Origin of the sequence: Rubrivivax gelatinosus, from assembly GCF_016583785.1 — a bacterium.
GTDB classification, from domain to species: Bacteria; Pseudomonadota; Gammaproteobacteria; order Burkholderiales; family Burkholderiaceae_C; genus Rubrivivax; species Rubrivivax gelatinosus_B.
In genome coordinates this window covers 14004-34021 of record NZ_NRRU01000058.1, presented here as the reverse complement: position 1 = coordinate 34021, position 20018 = coordinate 14004, and the positions used below count along the sequence as shown (strand labels likewise).

Genomic DNA, 20018 nt, shown 5'->3' with positions numbered 1-20018 from the left:
CGCGCGCACCGAAGCGATCCGCGCCACCGCGCTGCGCCGCGAGGCCGACGCGCTGGCGCTGCCGCCGGCCGAACTGAAGACGCTGCGCCAGCAGAGCCAGCGTCTGCACGAACTCGGCATCCGCCAGGACGCGGTCGCAACCCGGCTGGCCTTCGAGCTGCAGGCCGACGCCGCCGGCAGCGTGCTCTGCGTCGCCCGCTGGTGGCTGGAGGATCCCGCCGGGCGCGTGCCGCCGCGCGCCGGCAGCGCGACGCTGAAGGAGCCCGCCGGCTCCGCCGCGGCCGAGGAGATCGTGCGAGCGCACCGGCGCGTGCTGTGGCGGCTGGCGCGGCTGGTGGCCACCGGCTGACACCGGTCGCGCGCGTGTCCTACGGCGAGGAGGCAGCTGTTCCGACCGGCGCGCCGCAGCGGCTGCCTACAGTGGGGCTGAACGCCGCGGGTGCCACACCCGCGGTCCCGGCGCCCCCGCCGACCACCCGGATGCCGCCATGAAGATCTGCCCCCAAACCAGCGAAGACGGACGCCGCCTCGCCGAGACACTCGAGGGCCAGCGTTTCGCGATGCTGACGCTGGCCGAAGGCGGCGAGCTGAAGAGCCGGCCGCTGACCCCGCTCGAGTTCGACGAACACGGGCGGTTCTGGTTCTTCATTTCGCAGCGCACGATGCAGCCGCTGCTGGGCGTTGGCGCGAGCGAGGCCAACCTGGCCTTCGTCGACACTGCACGCTCGACCTATGTCTCGATCACCGGGCAGGCCGAGATCGTCGACAGCGCCGAGCGCAAGGCGGCGCTGTGGAGCGCGGCCGCGCGCCCGTGGTTCCCGGACGGCGAGCACGACCCCGACCTGACGCTGCTGCGCTTCGCGCCGCGCAGCGCCGAGACCTGGGACGGCCCGCACAGCCAGGTGGTGCGGCTGGCGGCGATGGCAGCTTCGGTGGCCGCCGCGCGGCCGATCGGCATGGGCGAACACGAGCACCTGAAGGTCGGCGACGGCGCCTGATCCAAAGCGCGTCATGCGCCGGGCGACCCTGTCGCCCGACTGCCCCCGCTCCGGCCCTCGGAGCGGGGGTTTTTTTCGTCCGCTCGCCTGGCCCGCGCGCTCAGAAGCGCTTGCGCCAGGCCACGCTCAGGCCGTGGCTGCGCGGCCGCAGCGACAGCGACGAATCGCCCGACAGACGCACGCGCAGCGCGCCGACCGGCAGCGACAGCGGCCCTTCGCCGTCCTTGAAGGCCAGCGCCGGCCGCGCCAGCGTGTTCGGCGCCGGCAGCGTGAACGCCGGTTCCGGCACGAGCATGAAACGCGGTGCGTGGCGCTCGGGCCTGGACACGCGCAGGTCCAGGCGTTCGAGCACCGAATCGTTCGCCTGGCAGGCGAAGCCGGCCGGCAGCAGCAGCGCGGCGCACAGGACACGGCGGGCGGGGCTCATCGCGGCACCTTGCGGGCGCGGCGGCGGCGCAGCAGGTCGAAGAGCCAGCCGCCGATCGCGAGCACCAGGAAGAGCACGAACAGCAGCTGGGCCACCTGGGCGGCGCCGACGGCCACTCCGGTGAAACCGAGCGCGCCGGCGACCAGCGCGATGACGAAGAAGACGACGGCCAGTTGCAGCATGGACCACCTCGCGTCCGGAGCCGGTGAAAGCACCGGACCGTGATGGACAGCGTAGGCAGCCGCCTCGGGCGCCAGGGTGGGAAGCCGCCACGCGCCGCTGTCGGCGGCACACGAGCACGGCTGTAGGAAGACGCCGATCACGCCAGCCCCAGCATCTGCCGCACGTCGACCCAGGCGTCGAACTGCGCCGGCGTCAGGCCGCCGAAACCGGTCGCCGCGTCGCGCAGCGCCAGGCCGTGTGCGTGCGCGTGTTCGGCGATCGCCGCGGCGCGGTCGTAGCCGATGTGGGGCGCGAGCGCGGTCACCAGCATCAGCGAGCGCTGCAGCAGGTCCTGGATGCGGGTCTCGTCAGGCTCCAGCCCCTCGACGCAGTGGGCCGCGAAGCTGTCCATCGCGTCGGCCAGCAGGCGCAGGCTGTCGAGCACGTCGAGCGCGATCAGCGGCTTGCAGACGTTGAGCTCGAACTGTCCCTGGCTGGCGGCGAAGCCGATCGCCGCGTCGTGCCCCAGCACCTGGATGCAGACCATGACCAGCGCCTCGACCTGCGTCGGGTTGACCTTGCCCGGCATGATCGAGCTGCCGGGTTCGTTCGCCGGCAGTCGCAGCTCGCCCAGGCCGGCGCGCGGCCCGCTGCCCATCAGCCGGATGTCACCGGCGATCTTGATCAGCGCCACCGCCAGCGTCTTCAGCGTGCCGTGCAGCAGCACCAGGGCCTCGTGCCCCGCGAGCGCGGCGAAGGGGTTGCGGGCGACGACGAAGGGCGCGCCCAGGTCCTGCGCCAGACGCGCGGCGACACGCTGGCCGAACTCGGGGTGGGTGTTCAGGCCGGTGCCGACCGCGGTGCCGCCGATCGCCAGCGCACACACGCCGGCCAGCGCCTGGCGCAGCGCCGCGTCGGCCAGGCCGAGCTGGGCTTCGTAGCCCGAGAACTCCTGGCCCAGCGTCAGCGGCGTCGCGTCCTGCAGATGGGTGCGGCCGATCTTGACGATGCCGCCCCAGGCCTCGGCCTTGGCATGCAGCAGGCCGCGCAAGCGCGCCAGCGCGGCCTGCAGCGGCTGCGCCGCGAGCGCGGCGGCGACGTGCATCGCGCTCGGGAAGACGTCGTTGGACGACTGTCCGAGGTTGACGTCGTCGTTCGGGTGCACCAGCCGCCCCGGCCCGACCGGGCCGCCGAGCGCACGCGACGCGAGGTTGGCGACGACCTCGTTGACGTTCATGTGCGTCTGCGTGCCCGAGCCGGTCTGCCAGACGAGCAGCGGGAAGTGCTCGTCGAAACCGCCGGCGGCGACCTCGGCAGCGGCGCGCGCGATGGCGTCGGCCTTGGCGCCGTCGAGCCGGCCGAGTTCGGCGTTGACCTGGGCGGCGGCGCGTTTGATGTGCGCCAGCGCCTGTACCAGCGCGAGCGGCATGCGCTGCTCGCCGATGGCGAAGTTGCGCCGGCTGCGCTCGGTCTGTGCGCCCCAGAGCGCGTCGGCCGGCACCTCGATGGCGCCGAAGCTGTCGTGTTCGGTACGGGTGGGCGAAGAGGTCTGCATGGGCGCGCCGGGCAATCGGCGCGCCGCGGGATCAGCGCGGTGTGGCAGGCGGCGGCGGCGGAGGCGGCGGGACGGGCGCGCCCGGCACCACGGTGACGAGTTCGCGCACGATGGCGCCCTCCTGCACCGAGCCCTGCTGGCGGCCTTCGCCCAGGGTCAGGCGCTCGCAGAGTTCACGTTCACTGGCCGGCTGGGCCTGGCAGCGGCGCAGGGCATTGGCGCGCCACTGCTGCGGGCCGCTGTCGTCGCCGAGCTGGCCGCGGCGGGCTTCGGCAAGCGCGGCGCCGGCTTCGCGCAGGCAGGTCTGGCACGCCGCGGCGCCGCCCGGGTCGCTCAGGCAGGCGGCACGCTCGCGCTGGTAACGCGCGTCGGGGCCGTCGCCGGCGGGGGCCGCGGCGAACACGTCGGCGGCCAGGGCCGCGGCCAGGCAGGCAGCGGCAATCACAGTCTTTTGCATCAAGTTCTCCAGGCGGTCGGCACGGTGCACGTGCCCGCGGGGGGTGGACGGGCACGCCGCGTGCCTGCTGCACCCCGCGCGGCGCGGGCCGCGGGAGCAGCGATGGCAAGCGACACGGTCCCGGCGCGGAGCAGGCCGCAGCATTCGCCCGGCGGGCATCTGCTGGCGCTGCTGCTGGCGCTGCTGCTGGCGCTGGGTGGCTGCGCCGCCGACCCGGTGGCGCAGCGTGTCGACCCGATCGTGGCACAGGGCGCGGCACCGAGCCCGGGTGCACTCGCACGCGACCTCGACCTCGTCAACCATCGTGGCCGGCTCAAACGCGCAGAGCGCGAACGGCTGCTCGCCCGCGTGGCCGCCCAGGGCGACGGCGAGCTCGTGCGCCGCCATTTGGCGGTGATGTCCAGCTTCGGCGACGCCGACCTGTACCCCGGCAACCGCGCCCGGCTGCTGGTCGACGGGCCGGCGACCTTCGCCGCGATGTTCGCGGCGATCGAACAGGCGCGGCACAGCGTGCTGCTCGAGAGCTACATCGTCGAGGATGCCGAGGTCGCCGAGCGCCTGGCCGCGCTGCTGGCACGCAAACGTGCCGAAGGCGTGGCGGTGGCGCTGATGTACGACGCGGTCGGCTCGATCGGCACCAGCGGCGCCTTCTTCGACCGGCTGCGCGCCGACGGCATCGCGGTCTGCGAGTTCAACCCGATCGCGCCCGGCGCGACCCGCGGCAGCTACTGGAACATCAGCCACCGCGACCACCGCAAGATCCTCGTCGTCGACCGCGAGACCGGCTTCACCGGCGGCATCAACATCAGCGCGGTCTACTCCTCGGGCTCTTTCGGCCGGCGCGGCAAGCCGCGCGACCCCGACGCGGGCTGGCGCGACACCCAGATCGAGCTGCGCGGGCCGGCGGCCGCGGCGCTGGAGGACCTGGTGCGCCAGACCTGGCAGCGCCAGCAGTGCCCGGGCGAGCTGGCGCCGGCGCTGAAGCCGGCGGCGGCCGCCACCGGGCAGCAGCTGGTGCGCATCGTGCCGTCGGGGCCGGCCGAACCCTATTCACGCCTGTACACCCTGCTGCTGGGCGCGATCGACGCCGCGCAGCGCAGCGTGCACCTGACGATGGCCTACTTCGCGCCGACGCCGGAGATGATCGACGCGCTTGCCGAGGCGGCGCAGCGCGGCGTCGACGTGCAGCTGGTGCTGCCTTCGCGCAGCGACTTCCGCCCGGTGCTGCACGCCGGGCGCAGCCATTACGAGCGCCTGCTCGCCGCCGGCGTGCAGATCCACGAACTCCAGGACGCGGTGCTGCACGCCAAGACCGCGGTCATCGACGGTGTCGTCTCCAGCGTCGGCTCGAGCAACCTCGACTGGCGCAGCCTGGTGCTCAACGACGAGGTCGACGCGTTCGTCGTCGGCGCCGACTTCGGCGAGACGATGGAAGCGCTGTTCCGGCGCGACCTCGCCGCCAGCGAGACGGTGACGCTGCAGGCCTGGCGCCAGCGCCCGTGGTGGCAACGCGCGGGCGAAGGGCTGGCGCGCATGTTCGAGCGCTGGTGGTGACGTAGTCCGCCTCCTACCGGGGTGCGCTTCCCCCACCGACAGCGGGCCGCGGCCCGCACCGCTGCCCGGCAGCCTCCCCGGCTCCAAGAATGACTTCAACGCGGCACGGTGCCGCGACCCGAACGAACGAGCGGGCAGGCACGGGACGCCCGCGAGATCAAGAGGAGCCCACAAGATGCTTCATTACGCACTGGTATTCCTGGTCGTGGCGCTGATCGCCGCGGTCCTGGGCTTCGGCGGCATCGCGGCCGGCGCTGCCGGCATTGCCAAGGTTCTGTTTTTCGTCTTCCTGGTGATGGCCGTCGTCAGCTTCGTCGTCAGCCTGCTCCGCAAATCCTGAAGAAAGAGCCAGACACATGAACCAAGACAACACTTCCCGCGCCCACGCCGCCATCGACGAGCTGTCGGCGCGCACCGACGCCGCCTGGGCCGACGGCCGCCGCTTCGTCGACCAGGCGCGCCAGAGCCTGCACGACGGCCTGGACGAGACGCGTGAACGCACGCCCGAACTGCTCGGCCGGGCCAAGGCCCAGGTCGAGGACTTCGCCCGTCGCCGGCTGGACGGCGCGCGCGCGATCGGCGCCGACGTGCGCCACCGCGTCGACGTCGCGGGTGAGCGCACCGCCGGCTACATCAAGGACGAGCCGCTGAAGTCGGTGCTGGTGGCCGCGGCTGCCGGCGCTGTCGTCGCGCTGCTGATCGGCGCCTTCGCGTCGCGCAGCCGCCGCAACCGCCGTTCCTGAGGCCGGCGATGGACGACGACCGCGACGCCTGGCTCGACGACGTGCGGCGCTGGCTGCATGGCGGCACGCCGCCGGCCGAGCCGCAAAAGCCGTCCATACCGGCCGAGCCGGCGCCTCAGTGCGCCGGCGGCCAACCGAACCCTGAACCGATTCGAAAGGAAACCCGATGAATCACGAACCTTCCCGCCGCCCGCTGGCGCTCACGGTGCTGGCCGCTGCCGTCGCCGCACTGGCGCTCAGCGCCTGCAACCGCAACGATGAACGCAGCGCCGGCGAACGTGTCGACGCCGCCACCACCACCGCCGGCAACACCGCCGAGCGCGCCGGCAACGCCGTCGAAAACGCCGCCGAACGCACCGGTGCCGCGATCGGCAATGCCGCCGACAAGGCCGGCGCCCACATCGACGACGCCACCATCACCGCCAGCGTCAACGCCGAACTGGCCAAGGACCCGTCGCTGAGCGCGCTGCGCATCGACGTCGACACCGCTGCCGGCCGCGTCGTGCTCAAGGGCAGCGCCCCCGATGCCGAGGCGCGCGAACGGGCGACGCGCATCGCCTCCAAGGTCGACGGCGTCAAGGACGTCGAGAACCGGCTCGAGGTGAAGAAGAGCTGATCGCGGCCACGGGACCGCGCCGCCTGATCAGGCGGCTGCGGTCTCTTCGACCGTGGGCAGCCAGGCGTCGATGCGCGTGCCTTCGCCGGGAGCGGAATGCACCTGCATCGCGCCGCCGTGCGACTCGACGCGGTAGCGCATGCCCATCAGCCCGTGCGCGGTGCCACGCACCGCCTGCGGGTCGAAGCCGCGCCCGTCGTCCTCGACGGTGATGAGGGCGCGCTCGCCATCGCGGCGCAGGCTGACCTTGACCTCGTGCGCGCCGGCGTACTTGGCGATGTTGGTCAGCGACTCCTGCACCAGGCGATAAACGGTGATCTGGGCGCTGTCGCTCATCGCCACCGGGTCGACATCGCAGCGCACCGGGATTTCGGAGCGCTGCGAGAACTCGCGCGCCTGGATCTCGAGCGCCGCGACCAGGCCCAGGTTGCTGAGCGAGGACGGCCGCAGGTCCTCGATGATGCGGCGCTTCAGGCCGATGCCGTCGTTGATCGTGTCGTTCAGATGCTTGAGCCGCGCTTCGGACTCGGGCGACATCACGCCCAGGCTGCGCTTCAAGCGCGCGGAATCGAGTTTGGCCGCCGTCAGCAGCGCACCCAGTTCGTCGTGCAGCTCACGCGCCAGGCGGCTGCGTTCGTCTTCGCGCGCACTTTGCAGGTAACGGGCCAGTTCGGTCAGGTCACGCGTGCGGCGCGCGACTTCGGTCTCGAGATGGTCGCGTTCGGCCTGCAGCGCCATCGCGTGCTGGCGCTGCACGGCGTCGAAGTTGGCGGTCTGGCGTACGAAGAGGATCAGCGCCAGCAGGCTGAGCGCGGTCATGGCGTTGACGCCGATGCGCTGCAGCCTGAGCGTCTGGTAGACGCCGCTGCGGTCTGCCTGGATGAGCTGGGATTCGTGCTCCAGCAGCTGCTGGGCGAGGCTGCGGATGCGGTCCATCTTGTCCAGACCGATGTTGGACATCAGCAGCTCGTGCCAGGCCTCGTGCCGGCCTTCGTCGTAGAGCTGCACCGCGGTGGCCAGCTCGGACAGGCGCTGCTCGACGACCGTGTTGATCGAATCGATCAGCGCCGAGGCCTCGGGGTCGTCGGCGAAATAGGTCTTCAGGCGCGCGATCACCACGGGCGCCGTTTCGGCTGCCTTCTCGTAGGGGCCGAGGTACTCCTGGCGGCCGGTGAGCAGGTAACCGCGTTCGCCGGTTTCGGCGTCGACCAGGGCGCCACGCATCAGCTGCAGGTCGACCCGCGCCGCGCCACGAACGCCCAGCAGGTCCAGCGACTGCACCGAGTCGCGGTAGGCGAGTTCGTTGATGCCCAGGATGATCAGGGCCGCGAGCGCGGCCATCGGCAGCGCGAGCACGCTGCGCCGCAAGCGGGTAACCAGGCCGATCTGCATCTTCACCCCTCGTCGGGCCCGCGACGGCGGGCCCCCTCCATCTTGTACGTGTGCGCCCCGGCCCTTGTCGGCGAGGGGCGACTCAGTTCAGCGATCCGGGCGCGGTGTTGCCGCCGCCTTCGGACAGGCGCATGCAATAGCTGATGAGTTCGTCGAGCTCGTTGGATTTGTCGAAGACGCGGTGCGCGCCGAGTGCGGTGCACTTCTCGCGCATGTCAGGCGTGGCGTAGTTGGTCAGCACGACACGCCGGCCCCGCACCCCCGACTGCGCCGCCTGGCGCAGCACACCCAGGCCGGAGCCCGACTTGAGGAAGATGTCGATGATGACGAGATCGCAGTCTTCGGGCCGCGAGCGCAGCCAGTCGATGGCGCTGGACTCGTCGGCGGCGGTGCCGAGAACCTTCACCGGCGCGAGCTCCTCGAGCGTGGCGACGAGGCTCTCCAGGATGATGGGACTGTCCTCGACGATGAAGGCGTTGACGGCTGGCATAAAGACCGGCAGCTCGGCGCTGCCGCGGGGTGCGGGCGATCGGTGAACGGGGTGACGTCGCGGCCAAGTGTGCCGCCAAGCGAGGGGCGCGCGAATCACCGCGCGCCGCCATCGATTGTCGGACGGCTCCTACGTCACTGCGGCTGGGTCGGGGCAGTGGGCGGCATGATCGAGCTGTCCTGGGCACCGAATGGCGCCATCGGCGCCTGCGGCTGCGACTGTGACTGCGCGGCGGCGGCATCGACCGCAGCCTGGCGCTCGTACTCGGCGCGCAGTTCCTCGCCCTTGGCCTGGCTGTACTGCTCGCGTGCCATCAGCGTGCGCGGCGTGTCGCCGACCTCGCCGTCGGGCATGACGGCACCGGCCGCGCGCGTTTCCTGGTAGTCGCTGCGGACCTCGGCACGCGAGGGCGCGTCGGCGGCCATCGTGCGATGCGACGCCTCGTGCTCGGCCATCGCGGTCGTCGCGGCCGGGTCGGCGTTCTGCGCCTGCGCCATGGCCGGCAGCGTCAGGGCCATCGTGGCGACGGCCGCGGCCAGCGCGGCGATACGGTGGGGGCGTTGCAGTTTCATTGAGCTCTCCTGTAGGGCGTCCCCACGAGCGGGGACCATGGCGCCAATCGTCGGCGCTGCCGGCCGCCGCGTCTGTCGGTGCGAAAGCGCGATGTTTGTCGGCCGGTTGCCCGTCGCCAGGGCGGCCGCGACCGCGTCGCTGCCGCTCGTCCTACAGCCTGTCGCGCCGCGGGCCGATACGGCGCCCGCGCCGCCGGCCCGACAGTGGTGCCATCCGCTGGAGCCGCCATGAAGTCCAACAACACCATCCGCCCGCCGCTGTTGAACGCCTGGTTGCTCTGGGGGGCCGTGCTGGTCCTGGCGCTGCTGGCGGCCTACGTGCACCTGCTGACCGCCGCCGTCGAACGCGCCCAGGCCCAGCGGCGCGCCGGTGCCGCCGCAACCGCCGGCCTCCAGGCGCCGCAGACGCTGCAGGCCTCGGCCGCGGTGACCATCCCCAACTCCCACGTCGCGCTCATCGTCGTGCCCTGACCCCCCTCGGCGCGCCATCGGCGCGCTTGACGTCGCTCAATGCCGCTGCAGCGCAGCGGCTAAGAATCAGGCGCCGACCACTCGGCGCAGGAGCGAGCGACATGCTGCAGATCCGGCTTCACGGGCGCGGCGGCCAGGGCACGGTGACGGCGGCCGAGATGCTGTCGATCGCGGCCTTCGAGCAGGGCCGCCACGCCCAGGCCTTTCCCAGTTTCGGCTCCGAGCGCACCGGCGCGCCAGTGGTGGCGTTCTGCCGCATCGCCGAGCGCGAGATCCGCTCGCGCGAGCCGGTGATGGCACCCGACCTGCTGATCGTGCAGGACCCGACGCTGCTGCACCAGGTCGACGTCTTCCAGGGCCTCAAAGCCGACGGCTGGGTGCTGATCAACTCGCAGCACGATCTCGCCGGCCTGGGCCTGGCCGAGCTCGCCGCACGCCTGCCGCCCGGCCACGCCGCCACCGTGCCGGCGAGCGAGATCGCGCTGGCGCGGCTGGGCCGGCCGCTGCCGAACGCGGCGCTGCTGGGCGGCCTGGCGGCGCTCACCGGCGTCGTCTCGCTGGAAGCGGTGGCGCAGGCGATACGCCACAAGTTCTCGGGCCGCGTCGCCGACGCCAACATCCTCGCCGCCGCCGACGCCCATGCCTGGGTCGAGCAGCAGGCCGCCGCGCGGCCCGCAACCGAAGGAGCCGCACCGTGCTGAAGCAGATCGAAGGCTCGCGCGCCGTCGCCGAAGCCGTGGCGCTGTGCCGCCCCGAAGTCATCTGCGCCTACCCGATCTCGCCGCAGACGCACATCGTCGAAGGCCTGGGCGAGCTGGTGAAGGACGGCAGCCTCAGCCCTTGCGAGTTCGTCAACGTCGAGAGCGAGTTCGCGGCGATGAGCGTGGCCATCGGCGCCTCGGCCGCCGGCGCGCGCAGCTACACCGCCACCGCCAGCCAGGGGCTGCTGTTCATGGCCGAGGCGGTCTACAACGCCTCGGGCCTGGGGCTGCCGATCGTGATGACGGTGGCCAACCGCGCGATCGGTGCGCCGATCAACATCTGGAACGACCACAGCGACTCGATGAGCCAGCGCGACTGCGGCTGGATCCAGCTCTTCGCCGAACACAACCAGGAGGCAGCCGACCTGCACCTGCAGGCCTTCAAGCTCGGCGAGGAGCTGTCGATGCCGGTGATGGTCTGCATGGACGGCTTCATCCTGACCCACGCCTACGAGCGCGTGGACCTGCCGACGCAGGCCGAGGTCGACGCCTTCCTGCCGCCCTACGAGCCGCGCCAGCTGCTGGACCCGGCCGAGCCGGTGTCGATCGGTGCGATGGTCGGCCCCGAGGCCTTCATGGAAGTGCGCTACATCGCCCACGCCAAGCAGACGATGGCGCTGGAGCGCATCCCGCAGATCGCGGCCGAGTTCCAGGCGCGTTTCGGCCGCGACTCGGGCGGCCTGGTGCGCGGCTACCGGCTGGACGGCGCCAAGACCGTCGTCGTCGCGCTCGGCTCGGTGCTGGGCACGCTGAAGGACGCGGTCGACGTGCTGCGCGACGAGGGTGTCGCGATCGGCGTGCTCGGCATCACCTCGTTCCGGCCCTTCCCGCTGGCGGCGGTGCGCGCCGCGCTCGAAGGTGCGGCGCGCGTCGTCGTGCTCGAGAAGAGTTTCTCGGTCGGACTGGGCGGCGTCGTCTCGACCGACGTGCGGCTGGCGCTGTCGGGGCTGCAGCTGCACGGCCACACCGTCGTCGCCGGGCTCGGCGGGCGCGCGATCACGCAGGCCTCGCTGCTGCGCACGCTGCGCGAGGCGGTGGCCGGCACGCTGGCGCCGCTCAGCTTCATGGACCTGGACTGGCGCATCGTCGAGCGCCAGCTGGCACGCGAAGCGGCGGTGCGCCGCAGCGGGCCGGTCGCCGAGAACCTGCTGCGCGACGTCGGTGCCGTCGCCTCGAAAGTGAGCTGACGATGAACGCCCCCGTCAAGTTCTACCAGACCGGCACCTTCACCGTCGGCAACCGGCTGCTGCCACGCGAGGAACGCACGGTGCAGGCCTCGCGCCAGCGCAGCAATGCGCTGAACTCGGGCCACCGCGCCTGCCAGGGCTGCGGCGAGGCGCTGGGCGCACGCTACGTCGTCGACGCCGCGATGCGCGCCGCCGCCGGCCAGCTGATCGCGGCCAACGCCACCGGCTGCCTGGAGGTGTTCTCGACGCCCTACCCCGAGACCTCGTGGCAGCTGCCGTGGATCCACTCGCTGTTCGGCAACGCCGCGGCGGTAGGCACCGGCATCGCCGCGGCGCTGAAGGTCAAGGGCCGCAGCGGCGTGCGCGTCATCGCCCAGGGCGGCGACGGCGGCACCACCGACATCGGCTTCGGCTGCCTGTCGGGCCTGTTCGACCGCAACGACGACGTGCTCTACGTCTGCTACGACAACCAGGGCTATATGAACACCGGCGTGCAGCGCAGCTCGGCGACGCCGCCGGGCGCACGCACCGCGACCACGATGGCCGTCGGCCCCGAGCCCGGCGCGCCCTTCGGCCAGGGCAAGAACCTGCCGCTGATCGCGATGGCGCACGGCATCCCCTACGTGGCGACGGCGACGGTGGCCGACCTGCACGACCTCGAGGCCAAGGTCGAACGAGCGATGGCGCTGCACGGCGCACGCTACCTGCACGTGCTCGTGCCCTGCCCGCTGGGCTGGGGCGCGAGCAGCCACGACACCGTGCGCCTGGCGCGGCTGGCCAAGGAAAGCGGCATCTTCCCGGTGTTCGAGGCCGAACACGGCGAGGTGACGGCGGTCTCGAAGATCCGCCACCGCGTGCCCGCGGCCGAGTACCTGCGGCTGCAGAAACGTTTCGCGCACCTGTTCGGCGAGCCCGGGCACCCCGAGATGCTGGCCGCGATCCAGGCCAGCGCCGACCGCAACGTGCGCCGCTTCGGGCTGGAGGACTGAGCATGGACAAGCCCTTCGCGATCACGCTGGACCCGGGCTCCTCGCTGGCCAACAAGACCGGCAGCTGGCGCAGCGAGCGCCCGGTCTACACCGACCGGCTGCCGCCCTGCAACGCCACCTGCCCGGCGGGCGAGGACATCCAGGGCTGGCTGTTCCGCGCCGAAGGCGGCGACTACGAAGCCGCCTGGCGCCACCTGGTGCGCGACAACCCGCTGCCCGCGGTGATGGGCCGCGTCTGCTATCACGCCTGCGAAGGCGCGTGCAACCGCGGCCAGCTCGACGAGGCGGTGGGCATCAACTCGGTCGAGCGTTTCCTCGGCGACGAGGCCATCCGCCGCGGCTGGGCCTTCGAGCCGCCGGCGGCCGAGAGCGGCAAGCGTGTGCTCGTCGTCGGCTCCGGGCCTTCCGGGCTGTCGGCCGCCTACCACCTGCGCCGGCTGGGGCACGCGGTGACGATCGCCGAAGCCGGCGCGGCGGCCGGCGGCATGATGCGTTACGGCATCCCCAAGTACCGCCTGCCGCGCGAGGTGCTGGACGCCGAGGTCGCACGCATCGTCGCGCTCGGCGTCGAACTGAAGCTCGGCACGCGCATCGACCGCATCGCCGACGCGATGCAGGCCGGCGGCTACGACGCCGCCTTCCTCGCCGTCGGCGCGCACATCGCCAAGCGCAGCTACATCCCGGCCGGCGACTCGGCGCGCATCCTCGACGCGGTCGCGGTGCTGCACTCGATGGAAGACGGCGCGCCGCCCTTCCTGGGCCGGCGCGTCGCCGTCTACGGCGGCGGCAACACCGCGCTCGACGTCGCCCGCACCGCCAAGCGCCTGGGCGCGACCGAGGCCGTGATCGTCTACCGCCGCACGCGTGAACGCATGCCGGCGCACGACCTCGAGGTCGAGGAGGCGCTGCAGGAAGGCGTGCAGGTCAAGTGGCTGTCCACCGTCGCCCACGCCGAAGCCGGCACGCTGACGATCGAGAAGATGCGCCTGGACGAACACGGCAAGCCGCAGCCGACCGGCGAATACGAGACGCTGGCAGCCGACTCGCTGGTGCTGGCGCTGGGCCAGGACGTCGACCTGGCGCTGCTGGACGGTGTGCCCGGGCTGGAACTGCAGGACGGCGTCGTCCAGGTCGACCCGGCGACGATGATGACCGGGCACCCCGGCCTGTTCGCCGGCGGCGACATGGTGCCGGCCGAGCGCAACGTCACGGTCGCCGTCGGCCACGGCAAGAAGGCCGCGCGCCACATCGACGCCTGGCTGCGGGGCACGACGCTCGAGGCGCCGCCCAAACACGGCCCGGCGCTGTTCGAGCGCCTGAACCCCTGGTACTACAGCGACGCGCCCAAGACCGAGCGCGAGCAGCTGGAGCTGGCGCGGCGCACCGACGGCTTCGACGAGGTGCAGCACGGACTGACCGAACAGAACGCACTGTTCGAGGCGCGGCGCTGCCTGAGCTGCGGCAACTGCCTGCAGTGCGACAACTGCTACGGCGTCTGCCCCGACAACGCGGTGAAGAAGCCCGCACCGGGCCGCTACGCAGTCGACTACGACTACTGCAAAGGCTGCGGCCTGTGCGTCGTCGAGTGCCCCTGCGGCGCGATCGACATGGTGGCCGAGCAGACCTGAGGCGCCGACGGCTGCCGCGGCGCGCTGAGGCGTGCCGACACGATCGGTGTCGGATCACCGCATTTGCAAGCGGATGAAAGCGGCGCGAGCGGCCTTGGTCGCTGCCTGATCCAGGGCAGCCGCATCGAGGCATGCCCGGGTCGAGCGCCCGCGCCGGCTCGCGCACGGCCTTGCCGGCCACACCGCGTGTTACGACTGTTCCCTACGCTCGCGCATTCCGGATCAAGCCGCGCGGCGGTGCAATGCAGACCCGCATCCACCGCACGGAGGATTCATGGCCCTGGCCGATCTGGCGCGCATCCTGGCCGCGCTGCGTACGTTCGAACGCGGCTGCGGCCTGGAGGTCGGGCGCCGCCTGGGCCTGATGCGGCTGGCCGACGCGCTGGACTACCTGCAGGCCATGCTCGCGCTCGCTCCCGACGCCGCGCCGCGGCCGCATCCGGCGCTGCGGGCCGAAGCCGAGTTCGACTCGGCCTGGCAGGAGCTGGGCACGAGCTTGCCTGCCGAGCTTCGGGCCGAGATCGCCGCGCTGCGGCCCGAACTGGGCCGCGCCGTCGCCACGCTCGCCGGCACCACGCGCGGCGGCGCCGAAGCCGCCGCGCTCGCGTCCGTGGCCGCAACCGGCGCCCCGCTGCCGCCCGACGCATCGCTGCAGGCGCGGCCCGACGACGCCCGTTTCGGCGCCTGCGCGCCGGCTTCGGTGCAGGCGGGCAGAAGCTTCGTCGCCGACTTCGTCGCCTACCCGGCCGCCGAGCGCGAACGTGCGCAGGCGCTGCTGACGCGCCCGAACGCGACGCTGGACATCGGCGCCGCCGCGCCGCTGCTGCGCGGCACGCGGCTGGACGTCGAGGCCGGCGGCATCGGCATCGAACTCGCGGACGGCGAGAGCGCGCGCCAGTCCTTCCTCTGGCTGGGCACGCCGGTCAAGCTGAGCTGGGCGCTGCGCGCCACTGCCGACGCCGGTGACAGCGCCGTGCTGCGCCTGGATGTCGGCATCGACGGCATCGTCGTCGCCCGCGTGCGGCTCGAGATCGGGCTCACGGCCGCGCCGCCGTCGCCCGCCGCGCCCCCGGCGCAGGTGATGGACGAGCCGATCGTGCGCCGCGCCTTCGCCTCCTACGCCTCGGCCGACCGGCTGCGCGTGCTGGACCGCGTGGCCGCCATCCGGCTGGCCGCCGGCATCGAGGTCTTCCTCGACTGCCACGACCTGCACCCGGGCCGCAACTGGCGCGCGCAGCTGGAACGCGAGCTCGACGGCGCCGACCTCTTCCTGCTGTTCTGGTCCGAGGCCGCGGCGCAGTCGGGCTGGGTGCGCTGGGAGTACGAACGTGCGCTGCAGCACCCGGGCGAGGCGCACATGCAGATCCACCCGCTGGACAACGGCGTCGCGCCGCCACGCGCCCTCGCCCATCTGCACCTGGGTGACCCCTACATGGACCTGCGCGCGGCCGAACGGCTGCGCCGCAGCACCACAGCCGCCTGAACGGACGCCACCGCCATGCATGCCGGACCCGACGAAACGCTGGCGCTGCGCCTGCGCAGCAGCGCGCTGGACGACCTGCCGCAGGGCGTGATCCGCCTCGGCCTGGACGGCCGCATGCGCTACCTGAACCGCAGTGCCGCCGCGCTGGCCGGCCCTGGTGCCGTGCTCGGCGCCAGGCTGCTGGACCTGCCGTTCGACACCACCAGCGTCCAGCGGCTGCGGGCCGAACTCGGGCGCCGGCACGAAACCCAGCGTGGCAGCGAATACCCGCTGACGCTGATGCGCCCCGATCTCGGCGCCGGCGTGCGCGTCTTCCTGAAGGTCAGCGCCGTTCCCGACTACGACGCCGAGGGCCGGCTCGCGGGTTCGGTCGGCTTCATCGACGACCAGACGATGGAACGCGCCAACCTCGGCATCCACGAGGCGATCGGCGCCGCCGGCGACTGCGACCGGCTGCTCGCGGCGCTGGCCGACCGGCTGGGCGAGGTGATGCAGTTCGACGCGCTGATGGTCAGCCTGATCAGCGCCGACCGCGCCGCGGTGCGGCTGCTGTACTCGCAGCCCGGCTGGCGGCCGGTGACGTCCTGGGGCTGGTGGCCGATGCCCGAGATGGTGCGCGCCGACCTGGACACGCTGACGGCGACACGCGTCGACGGCATCGCCGAGCTGTTCGCCCGCGAACCCTATGCCGGGATCGCCGCCGACGACGCCGCGACGCGCGAGTTCCTGGCCCAGGGCTGGCGCCAGATGCTGCGCCGGCCGGTGATGCGCGGCGACGCACTCGCCGCCATCGTCACGCTGCTGCGCCACGACGAGCGCCCGTTCGGGCCGCGCGACGTCGAACACGCGGCCCACCTGCCGATCGGCGAGGCCGTGGGCATGGCGCTGGCCCTGGACCACCAGCGTGCGCTCGAGTTCGAGCTGGAGCTGATCGGCCGCATGGCCCAGGCCGCCGCCAGCCTGACCGAGGTTGCCTGCGTGCTCGTCGACGGCCTGCGCTGCAGCCGGGGCTGGGACCACGTGTCGCTGTTCCGGGTCGACCACGACGAAGGCCAGCTCGTGCTGGTGCAGCAGTCGACGCTGCCGGATGCGGCGCTGCCCGAGGGCTATCGCCAGCCGATCGCCAGCGGCGTGCTGGGCGAGGTCGCACGTTCGGGCCGGGCGCTGCGTGTGGCCGACGTGCGCAGCAGCACGCTCTACATGCGCGGCGTCGCCGGCACGGTCTCCGAGATGGGCCTGCCGGTGCCGGGGCAGCCGGTGCGCTGGATCGTCAACCTCGAGTCGACGCAGAACAACGCGTTCGCGGCCGAGGAGCAGCGTTCGATCGAACGCATGCTCGGCATCGCCGGGCTGATCCTCGACCGCACCTGGGCGCTGGAGTTCAACACCGCGATGCTGGAGGCCGTCGCCGACGCCGTGATCCAGACCTCGGCGCGCGGCGAGATCCAGGCTGTCAACCCGGCCTGCGAGGCGCTGCTGGGCATGGACCGCGAGCAGTTGCAGGGGCAGAGGCTGGCAGCGCTGATCAGCGCGCCCGGCAACGAACCCGATCCGCCCGGCTACGCCGAGCGCCTGGTGGCGATGCCGCGGCTGCTGTCCAGCGAGGTCGAGCTGCTGACGCCGGACGGCCGGCACCTGCCGGTGCTGCTGTCGGGGGCGTCGCTGCCGGCGCAGATCGGCGGCAAGGTCTACGTCGCCAGCGACCTGCGCTTTCGGCGCGAAGCCCAGCGCATGGACGCGCTGCGCCACGTCTACGCCCAGCTCGCCAACGAGATCCGCGTGCCGCTGTCGCTGGCCAGCACCTTCCTGCGCGGCCACGGCAGCGACCCCGCGCACGCCGCCGACGCCGTCGACAAGGCCTTGCGCCAGCTGGTGCGCGCCGACCTGTCGCTGGAACGCGTGCTGCGACTGGCCGCCACGCCCGAGGACGGCGAGCTGCCGCTGCGGGTGCTGAGCCTGGAGCAGCTCGCGATGCACCTGGGCGAGGACCTGCCGCAGTCGCACCAGGCGCTGGTGCGTGTGGCAGTCGACGGCGGCACGCCACCGGTGTGGGCGGCACCGCCCGAACTCGCGTTCTGCGCCTCCAGCCTGCTCGCCTTCCTGCTGCGCATGCGTGCCCAGCGCGACCTGATCCTGGTGCGCGTCGACGCCGGCGGACGCGAGCCCCAGCTGTGCCTGGACCTGGTCGACGCCGAGGGGCACCCGAGCCCGACCCGGCTGGCGCCGCGCAGCGACGAGGAGCGCGAGTTCGCGCTCGCCGAAACAGTGGTGCGCTCGCTGATGCGCCGCATGCGTGGCCGCCTGCTGCTGCAGCAGCGCGAGGGCCTGAGCCTGAGGCTGCAGCTGTGCAGCGCGTTGGGAGCCTGAGATGGCACTGTGGCAGTTGATCGTGCATCACGACGAGGACATGCGCGAGGTGCTGGAGGACGGCGTGCGCGCCGCGCTCGCCTCGCTGCAGCTGCCGGCGCGCTGCGTCGGCATGCGCAACATCGAACGCGCCGACACCGCGCTCGCCGAGCAGGGCCTGGAGAACTGCAGCCTGGTCGTCATCGGCTCCAGCACCCCGGCCGACGCCGCCTCCAGCATCGGCCTGTCCGGGCGCGAGCCGACGATGCAGTTCATCCGCAGCCTGAAGCGCTTCTGGGAGCCGCTGCCCATCGTCGTCATCTCGAGCACCCCCGACGAGCGGCTCGCCGGCTTTCTCGAGGCCCACCGCAACACCGCGCTGCTGGCCGCCGACGCGCGCCTGGGGCCGACGCTCGACGATGCCGTGCGCGGCCTGCTCGGCACCCAGCCGCGGCTCAGCGCGGCCTGCGTGCGCCTGCACATCCACCTGCGCGAAAGCGGCAGCGGCAGCTGGGAGATGCTGCGCACCGGCGGCGCGCGGCTGCGCAGCTTCCGCACCGGCGGCACGCTGGCGCTGGAAAGCGGCCGCTTCAAGGAGATCCTGTACGACTCGAAATGCCTGGACGAGGACGTGTCGCAGGACCAGTTCCGCCCGCGCAGCTTCGCGCAGCTGTCGAACAAGCTCGCCGACCTGCTGTTCAACGGCGCGCCGGGCAACACCGAGTGCTGGCGCAAGTTCAGCCAGCAGCGCGACGAGGCCGGCGGCATGGCGCACACGCGCATCCGCGTGACCGTCGACGACACGATCCACGAGCTGATGCTCGAGGCGCTGAAGGACCCGGCGCCCGAGGGCCGGCTGGCCGACTGCTGGATCCTGAACGCGCCGATGTACCGCCACGCGATGCCGCGCGGCAACGAGCCGCTGTTCCGCGACCCCGACAGCCGCAACGGCGCGATCAACGCGCTCGTCATCCAGGCCGACGCCGCCGCGGGCAATCTGCCGCTGAGCGAGGACCGCGTGCTGTCGCTGGCCGCGCTGCCACACGCTGCAGGCGAGGCACAGGAGCTCGAGACGCTGCTGCGCCGCCACGCACGCGGCGTGGTGCGGCGCCTGGACTTCGGCGACGCCGATCCGACGCCGCCCGGCGAGCGCCTGCTCAAGGCCCTGACCGCGGAGGCGCCGCCCCAGGGCTGGCATCTGGTGCACTTCTGCGGCCACGGCTTCAACGCCCGCCCGCACGGTGCCAGCCTGGTGCTGCGGGCCGACCGCGGCGGCGAGATGCCGGTACACCGGCTGGCGACGGCGCTGGCACGCACCCAGTTTTTCTTCCTCAGTTCCTGCCACGGTGCCAAGGACCCGGCGGTACTGCGTGCGCTCGAGCAGCAGGTGCCGGCACTGCTGGGCTACCAGTGGAAGGTTTCGGACGAGCGCGCCGGCAATTTCGCGCGCCTGTTCTACCGCGCGCTGTTCGAACCCGGCACGCCGTCCTACCGATACCTCGAATACGCCTTCATGCGGGCACGGCGCCAGGCTTACGAGCAGGCGGTGCAGGAAGCCGAGGCGCGGCTGGCCATCGCCGACGCCGGGGCGCCGGCCGTCAGCGTCGACGATTCTCTGCGCGACCACTCCTGGATCTCGCCCGTGCTGGTGATGCAGATGGAATGAGGCCGCGGCGACGGCACGCCGTGGTGTGACACCCACGCGCAGAACCCCCCTGTTCCAGGGGTGCGGGCACGCCAACGTGCTCAGCCTCGCGGCGGGCGCAGGATGGACGTCAAGCGCCCGGCCTCCCTAGGAACACAGCAAGTGCTCACAGATGAGCCGCGAGCGGCCGACTTGTCCGCCAATTTGTCATAGATCAGTTCCCGGGGAGATTTCACGTTGCCGGGGTGTCACGGCATGTTGACGCACCCCCCCTGTCAGCGTAGCGTTACACATGTCGGTAGGGAGAAATCCGAGGGCTACAGAAGCCAACCCACGTGCGGGTCGAGCACGGAAACTGGTCCACGTCTCTGAAGGAGAAACGCAATGGCAGATGATGCAAACAAGGTTTGGCCGTCCGGCCTGACCACGGCGGAAGCCGAAGAACTCCAAAAGGGTCTGGTTGATGGCACCCGTATTTTCGGTGTCATCGCCGTCCTGGCTCACATCCTGGCGTATGCCTATACGCCGTGGCTCCACTAAGT

Annotated in this window: 23 protein-coding genes; 16 read left to right on the top strand and 7 right to left on the bottom strand. The window is 72.3% G+C overall.

Features of this window, described 5'->3' with window-relative positions:
* Both CKO43_RS15735 and CKO43_RS15730 read left to right on the top strand, forming a co-directional pair.
* The coding region (locus tag CKO43_RS15735; RefSeq protein WP_200379200.1) for an ABC-type transport auxiliary lipoprotein family protein at positions 1–349 on the top strand (349 nt) is incomplete at its 5' end.
* A 139-nt stretch (positions 350–488) separates the two neighbouring features.
* Positions 489–998 (top strand): pyridoxamine 5'-phosphate oxidase family protein, encoded by a 510-nt coding sequence (locus CKO43_RS15730; protein ID WP_200379199.1) that lies wholly within the window; start codon positions 489–491, stop codon positions 996–998.
* A gap of 100 nt (positions 999–1098) precedes the next feature.
* Here CKO43_RS15730 and CKO43_RS15725 read toward each other — a convergent pair whose 3' ends face one another.
* From CKO43_RS15725 to CKO43_RS15710, 4 genes are all read right to left on the bottom strand, one after another.
* Complete coding sequence (locus CKO43_RS15725; protein ID WP_200231540.1) at positions 1099–1425, bottom strand: hypothetical protein; 327 nt, start codon at positions 1423–1425, stop codon at positions 1099–1101.
* Positions 1422–1607: a DUF1328 domain-containing protein gene (locus tag CKO43_RS15720; RefSeq protein WP_200231539.1), complete on the bottom strand. Its 186-nt coding sequence runs from the start codon at positions 1605–1607 to the stop codon at positions 1422–1424. Before CKO43_RS15720 ends, CKO43_RS15725 begins: the two co-directional genes overlap by 4 nt.
* Positions 1608–1744: 137 nt before the next feature.
* The gene (gene fumC, locus CKO43_RS15715) at positions 1745–3142 is read right to left on the bottom strand and encodes a class II fumarate hydratase (RefSeq protein ID WP_200379198.1); all 1398 of its coding nucleotides are present in this window, start codon (positions 3140–3142) and stop codon (positions 1745–1747) included.
* Between the two features lie 31 nt (positions 3143–3173).
* Positions 3174–3599 (bottom strand): hypothetical protein, encoded by a 426-nt coding sequence (locus tag CKO43_RS15710; RefSeq protein ID WP_200379197.1) that lies wholly within the window; start codon positions 3597–3599, stop codon positions 3174–3176.
* Between the two features lie 102 nt (positions 3600–3701).
* Here CKO43_RS15710 and CKO43_RS15705 point away from each other — a divergent pair, with 102 nt between their 5' ends.
* From CKO43_RS15705 to CKO43_RS15685, 5 genes are all read left to right on the top strand, one after another.
* Positions 3702–5153 carry a phospholipase D-like domain-containing protein gene (locus CKO43_RS15705; protein ID WP_200379196.1) on the top strand — a complete coding sequence of 484 codons (1452 nt, stop codon included), beginning with the start codon at positions 3702–3704 and terminating at the stop codon, positions 5151–5153.
* A gap of 175 nt (positions 5154–5328) precedes the next feature.
* Complete coding sequence (locus CKO43_RS15700) at positions 5329–5493, top strand: DUF1328 domain-containing protein (RefSeq protein ID WP_200231535.1); 165 nt, start codon at positions 5329–5331, stop codon at positions 5491–5493.
* Between the two features lie 16 nt (positions 5494–5509).
* Complete coding sequence (locus CKO43_RS15695) at positions 5510–5896, top strand: hypothetical protein (protein ID WP_200231534.1); 387 nt, start codon at positions 5510–5512, stop codon at positions 5894–5896.
* A gap of 8 nt (positions 5897–5904) precedes the next feature.
* The gene (locus tag CKO43_RS15690) at positions 5905–6066 is read left to right on the top strand and encodes a hypothetical protein (RefSeq protein ID WP_200231533.1); all 162 of its coding nucleotides are present in this window, start codon (positions 5905–5907) and stop codon (positions 6064–6066) included.
* On the top strand, positions 6063–6512 hold the full coding sequence (locus tag CKO43_RS15685; protein WP_200379195.1) for a BON domain-containing protein: 450 nt from the start codon (positions 6063–6065) through the stop codon (positions 6510–6512). The genes CKO43_RS15690 and CKO43_RS15685 overlap by 4 nt, the downstream gene beginning before the upstream one ends.
* Before the next feature lie 27 nt (positions 6513–6539).
* On the opposite strand, the gene CKO43_RS15680 is transcribed toward CKO43_RS15685, so the two are convergent.
* The 3 genes from CKO43_RS15680 to CKO43_RS15670 form a co-directional block, all read right to left on the bottom strand.
* Entirely contained in the window at positions 6540–7904 is a 1365-nt protein-coding gene (locus tag CKO43_RS15680; protein WP_200231531.1) for a CHASE3 domain-containing protein, read from the bottom strand.
* A gap of 82 nt (positions 7905–7986) precedes the next feature.
* Positions 7987–8394, bottom strand: coding sequence for a response regulator transcription factor (locus CKO43_RS15675; RefSeq protein WP_200231530.1), 408 nt, complete (start codon positions 8392–8394; stop codon positions 7987–7989).
* A 134-nt stretch (positions 8395–8528) separates the two neighbouring features.
* Positions 8529–8966 (bottom strand): hypothetical protein, encoded by a 438-nt coding sequence (locus CKO43_RS15670; RefSeq protein WP_200231529.1) that lies wholly within the window; start codon positions 8964–8966, stop codon positions 8529–8531.
* Positions 8967–9194: 228 nt separating this feature from the next.
* Between CKO43_RS15670 and CKO43_RS15665 the strand changes: the two genes are divergently transcribed.
* The 9 genes from CKO43_RS15665 (at position 9195) to pufB (ending at position 20016) form a co-directional block, all read left to right on the top strand.
* Positions 9195–9437 carry a hypothetical protein gene (locus CKO43_RS15665; protein ID WP_200379194.1) on the top strand — a complete coding sequence of 81 codons (243 nt, stop codon included), beginning with the start codon at positions 9195–9197 and terminating at the stop codon, positions 9435–9437.
* Between the two features lie 101 nt (positions 9438–9538).
* Positions 9539–10138 carry a 2-oxoacid:acceptor oxidoreductase family protein gene (locus CKO43_RS15660; protein WP_200379193.1) on the top strand — a complete coding sequence of 200 codons (600 nt, stop codon included), beginning with the start codon at positions 9539–9541 and terminating at the stop codon, positions 10136–10138.
* Complete coding sequence (locus CKO43_RS15655; protein WP_200379192.1) at positions 10132–11385, top strand: transketolase C-terminal domain-containing protein; 1254 nt, start codon at positions 10132–10134, stop codon at positions 11383–11385. The genes CKO43_RS15660 and CKO43_RS15655 overlap by 7 nt, the downstream gene beginning before the upstream one ends.
* Before the next feature lie 2 nt (positions 11386–11387).
* A complete protein-coding gene (locus tag CKO43_RS15650; protein WP_200231525.1) occupies positions 11388–12374 on the top strand; it encodes a thiamine pyrophosphate-dependent enzyme in 987 nt (328 codons plus the stop codon).
* A 2-nt stretch (positions 12375–12376) separates the two neighbouring features.
* A complete protein-coding gene (locus tag CKO43_RS15645; protein ID WP_200379191.1) occupies positions 12377–14002 on the top strand; it encodes an NAD(P)-binding protein in 1626 nt (541 codons plus the stop codon).
* A gap of 274 nt (positions 14003–14276) precedes the next feature.
* Positions 14277–15485 carry a toll/interleukin-1 receptor domain-containing protein gene (locus tag CKO43_RS15640; RefSeq protein ID WP_200379190.1) on the top strand — a complete coding sequence of 403 codons (1209 nt, stop codon included), beginning with the start codon at positions 14277–14279 and terminating at the stop codon, positions 15483–15485.
* A gap of 15 nt (positions 15486–15500) precedes the next feature.
* Positions 15501–17852 (top strand): PAS domain S-box protein, encoded by a 2352-nt coding sequence (locus CKO43_RS15635; RefSeq protein ID WP_200379189.1) that lies wholly within the window; start codon positions 15501–15503, stop codon positions 17850–17852.
* A gap of 1 nt (position 17853) precedes the next feature.
* Complete coding sequence (locus CKO43_RS15630) at positions 17854–19497, top strand: CHAT domain-containing protein (RefSeq protein WP_200231521.1); 1644 nt, start codon at positions 17854–17856, stop codon at positions 19495–19497.
* A 363-nt stretch (positions 19498–19860) separates the two neighbouring features.
* Entirely contained in the window at positions 19861–20016 is a 156-nt protein-coding gene (gene pufB, locus CKO43_RS15625; protein WP_014429072.1) for a light-harvesting antenna LH1, beta subunit, read from the top strand.
* Positions 20017–20018 lie beyond the last annotated feature (2 nt).

Bases quoted from the DNA above. Each gene is read 5' to 3' on its own strand.
- CKO43_RS15680 (WP_200231531.1), bottom strand. From the start codon at position 7,904: ATGCAGATCGGCCTGGTTACCCGCTTGCGGCGCAGCGTGCTCGCGCTG.
- fumC (WP_200379198.1), bottom strand. From the start codon at position 3,142: ATGCAGACCTCTTCGCCCACCCGTACCGAACACGACAGCTTCGGCGCC.
- CKO43_RS15645 (WP_200379191.1), top strand. From the start codon at position 12,377: ATGGACAAGCCCTTCGCGATCACGCTGGACCCGGGCTCCTCGCTGGCC.
- pufB (WP_014429072.1), top strand. From the start codon at position 19,861: ATGGCAGATGATGCAAACAAGGTTTGGCCGTCCGGCCTGACCACGGCG.
- CKO43_RS15730 (WP_200379199.1), top strand. From the start codon at position 489: ATGAAGATCTGCCCCCAAACCAGCGAAGACGGACGCCGCCTCGCCGAG.
- CKO43_RS15700 (WP_200231535.1), top strand. From the start codon at position 5,329: ATGCTTCATTACGCACTGGTATTCCTGGTCGTGGCGCTGATCGCCGCG.
- CKO43_RS15690 (WP_200231533.1), top strand. From the start codon at position 5,905: ATGGACGACGACCGCGACGCCTGGCTCGACGACGTGCGGCGCTGGCTG.
- CKO43_RS15670 (WP_200231529.1), bottom strand. From the start codon at position 8,966: ATGAAACTGCAACGCCCCCACCGTATCGCCGCGCTGGCCGCGGCCGTC.
- CKO43_RS15675 (WP_200231530.1), bottom strand. From the start codon at position 8,394: ATGCCAGCCGTCAACGCCTTCATCGTCGAGGACAGTCCCATCATCCTG.
- CKO43_RS15660 (WP_200379193.1), top strand. From the start codon at position 9,539: ATGCTGCAGATCCGGCTTCACGGGCGCGGCGGCCAGGGCACGGTGACG.
- CKO43_RS15725 (WP_200231540.1), bottom strand. From the start codon at position 1,425: ATGAGCCCCGCCCGCCGTGTCCTGTGCGCCGCGCTGCTGCTGCCGGCC.
- CKO43_RS15710 (WP_200379197.1), bottom strand. From the start codon at position 3,599: ATGCAAAAGACTGTGATTGCCGCTGCCTGCCTGGCCGCGGCCCTGGCC.
- CKO43_RS15635 (WP_200379189.1), top strand. From the start codon at position 15,501: ATGCATGCCGGACCCGACGAAACGCTGGCGCTGCGCCTGCGCAGCAGC.
- CKO43_RS15695 (WP_200231534.1), top strand. From the start codon at position 5,510: ATGAACCAAGACAACACTTCCCGCGCCCACGCCGCCATCGACGAGCTG.
- CKO43_RS15665 (WP_200379194.1), top strand. From the start codon at position 9,195: ATGAAGTCCAACAACACCATCCGCCCGCCGCTGTTGAACGCCTGGTTG.
- CKO43_RS15650 (WP_200231525.1), top strand. From the start codon at position 11,388: ATGAACGCCCCCGTCAAGTTCTACCAGACCGGCACCTTCACCGTCGGC.
- CKO43_RS15685 (WP_200379195.1), top strand. From the start codon at position 6,063: ATGAATCACGAACCTTCCCGCCGCCCGCTGGCGCTCACGGTGCTGGCC.
- CKO43_RS15640 (WP_200379190.1), top strand. From the start codon at position 14,277: ATGGCCCTGGCCGATCTGGCGCGCATCCTGGCCGCGCTGCGTACGTTC.
- CKO43_RS15705 (WP_200379196.1), top strand. From the start codon at position 3,702: ATGGCAAGCGACACGGTCCCGGCGCGGAGCAGGCCGCAGCATTCGCCC.
- CKO43_RS15630 (WP_200231521.1), top strand. From the start codon at position 17,854: ATGGCACTGTGGCAGTTGATCGTGCATCACGACGAGGACATGCGCGAG.
- CKO43_RS15720 (WP_200231539.1), bottom strand. From the start codon at position 1,607: ATGCTGCAACTGGCCGTCGTCTTCTTCGTCATCGCGCTGGTCGCCGGC.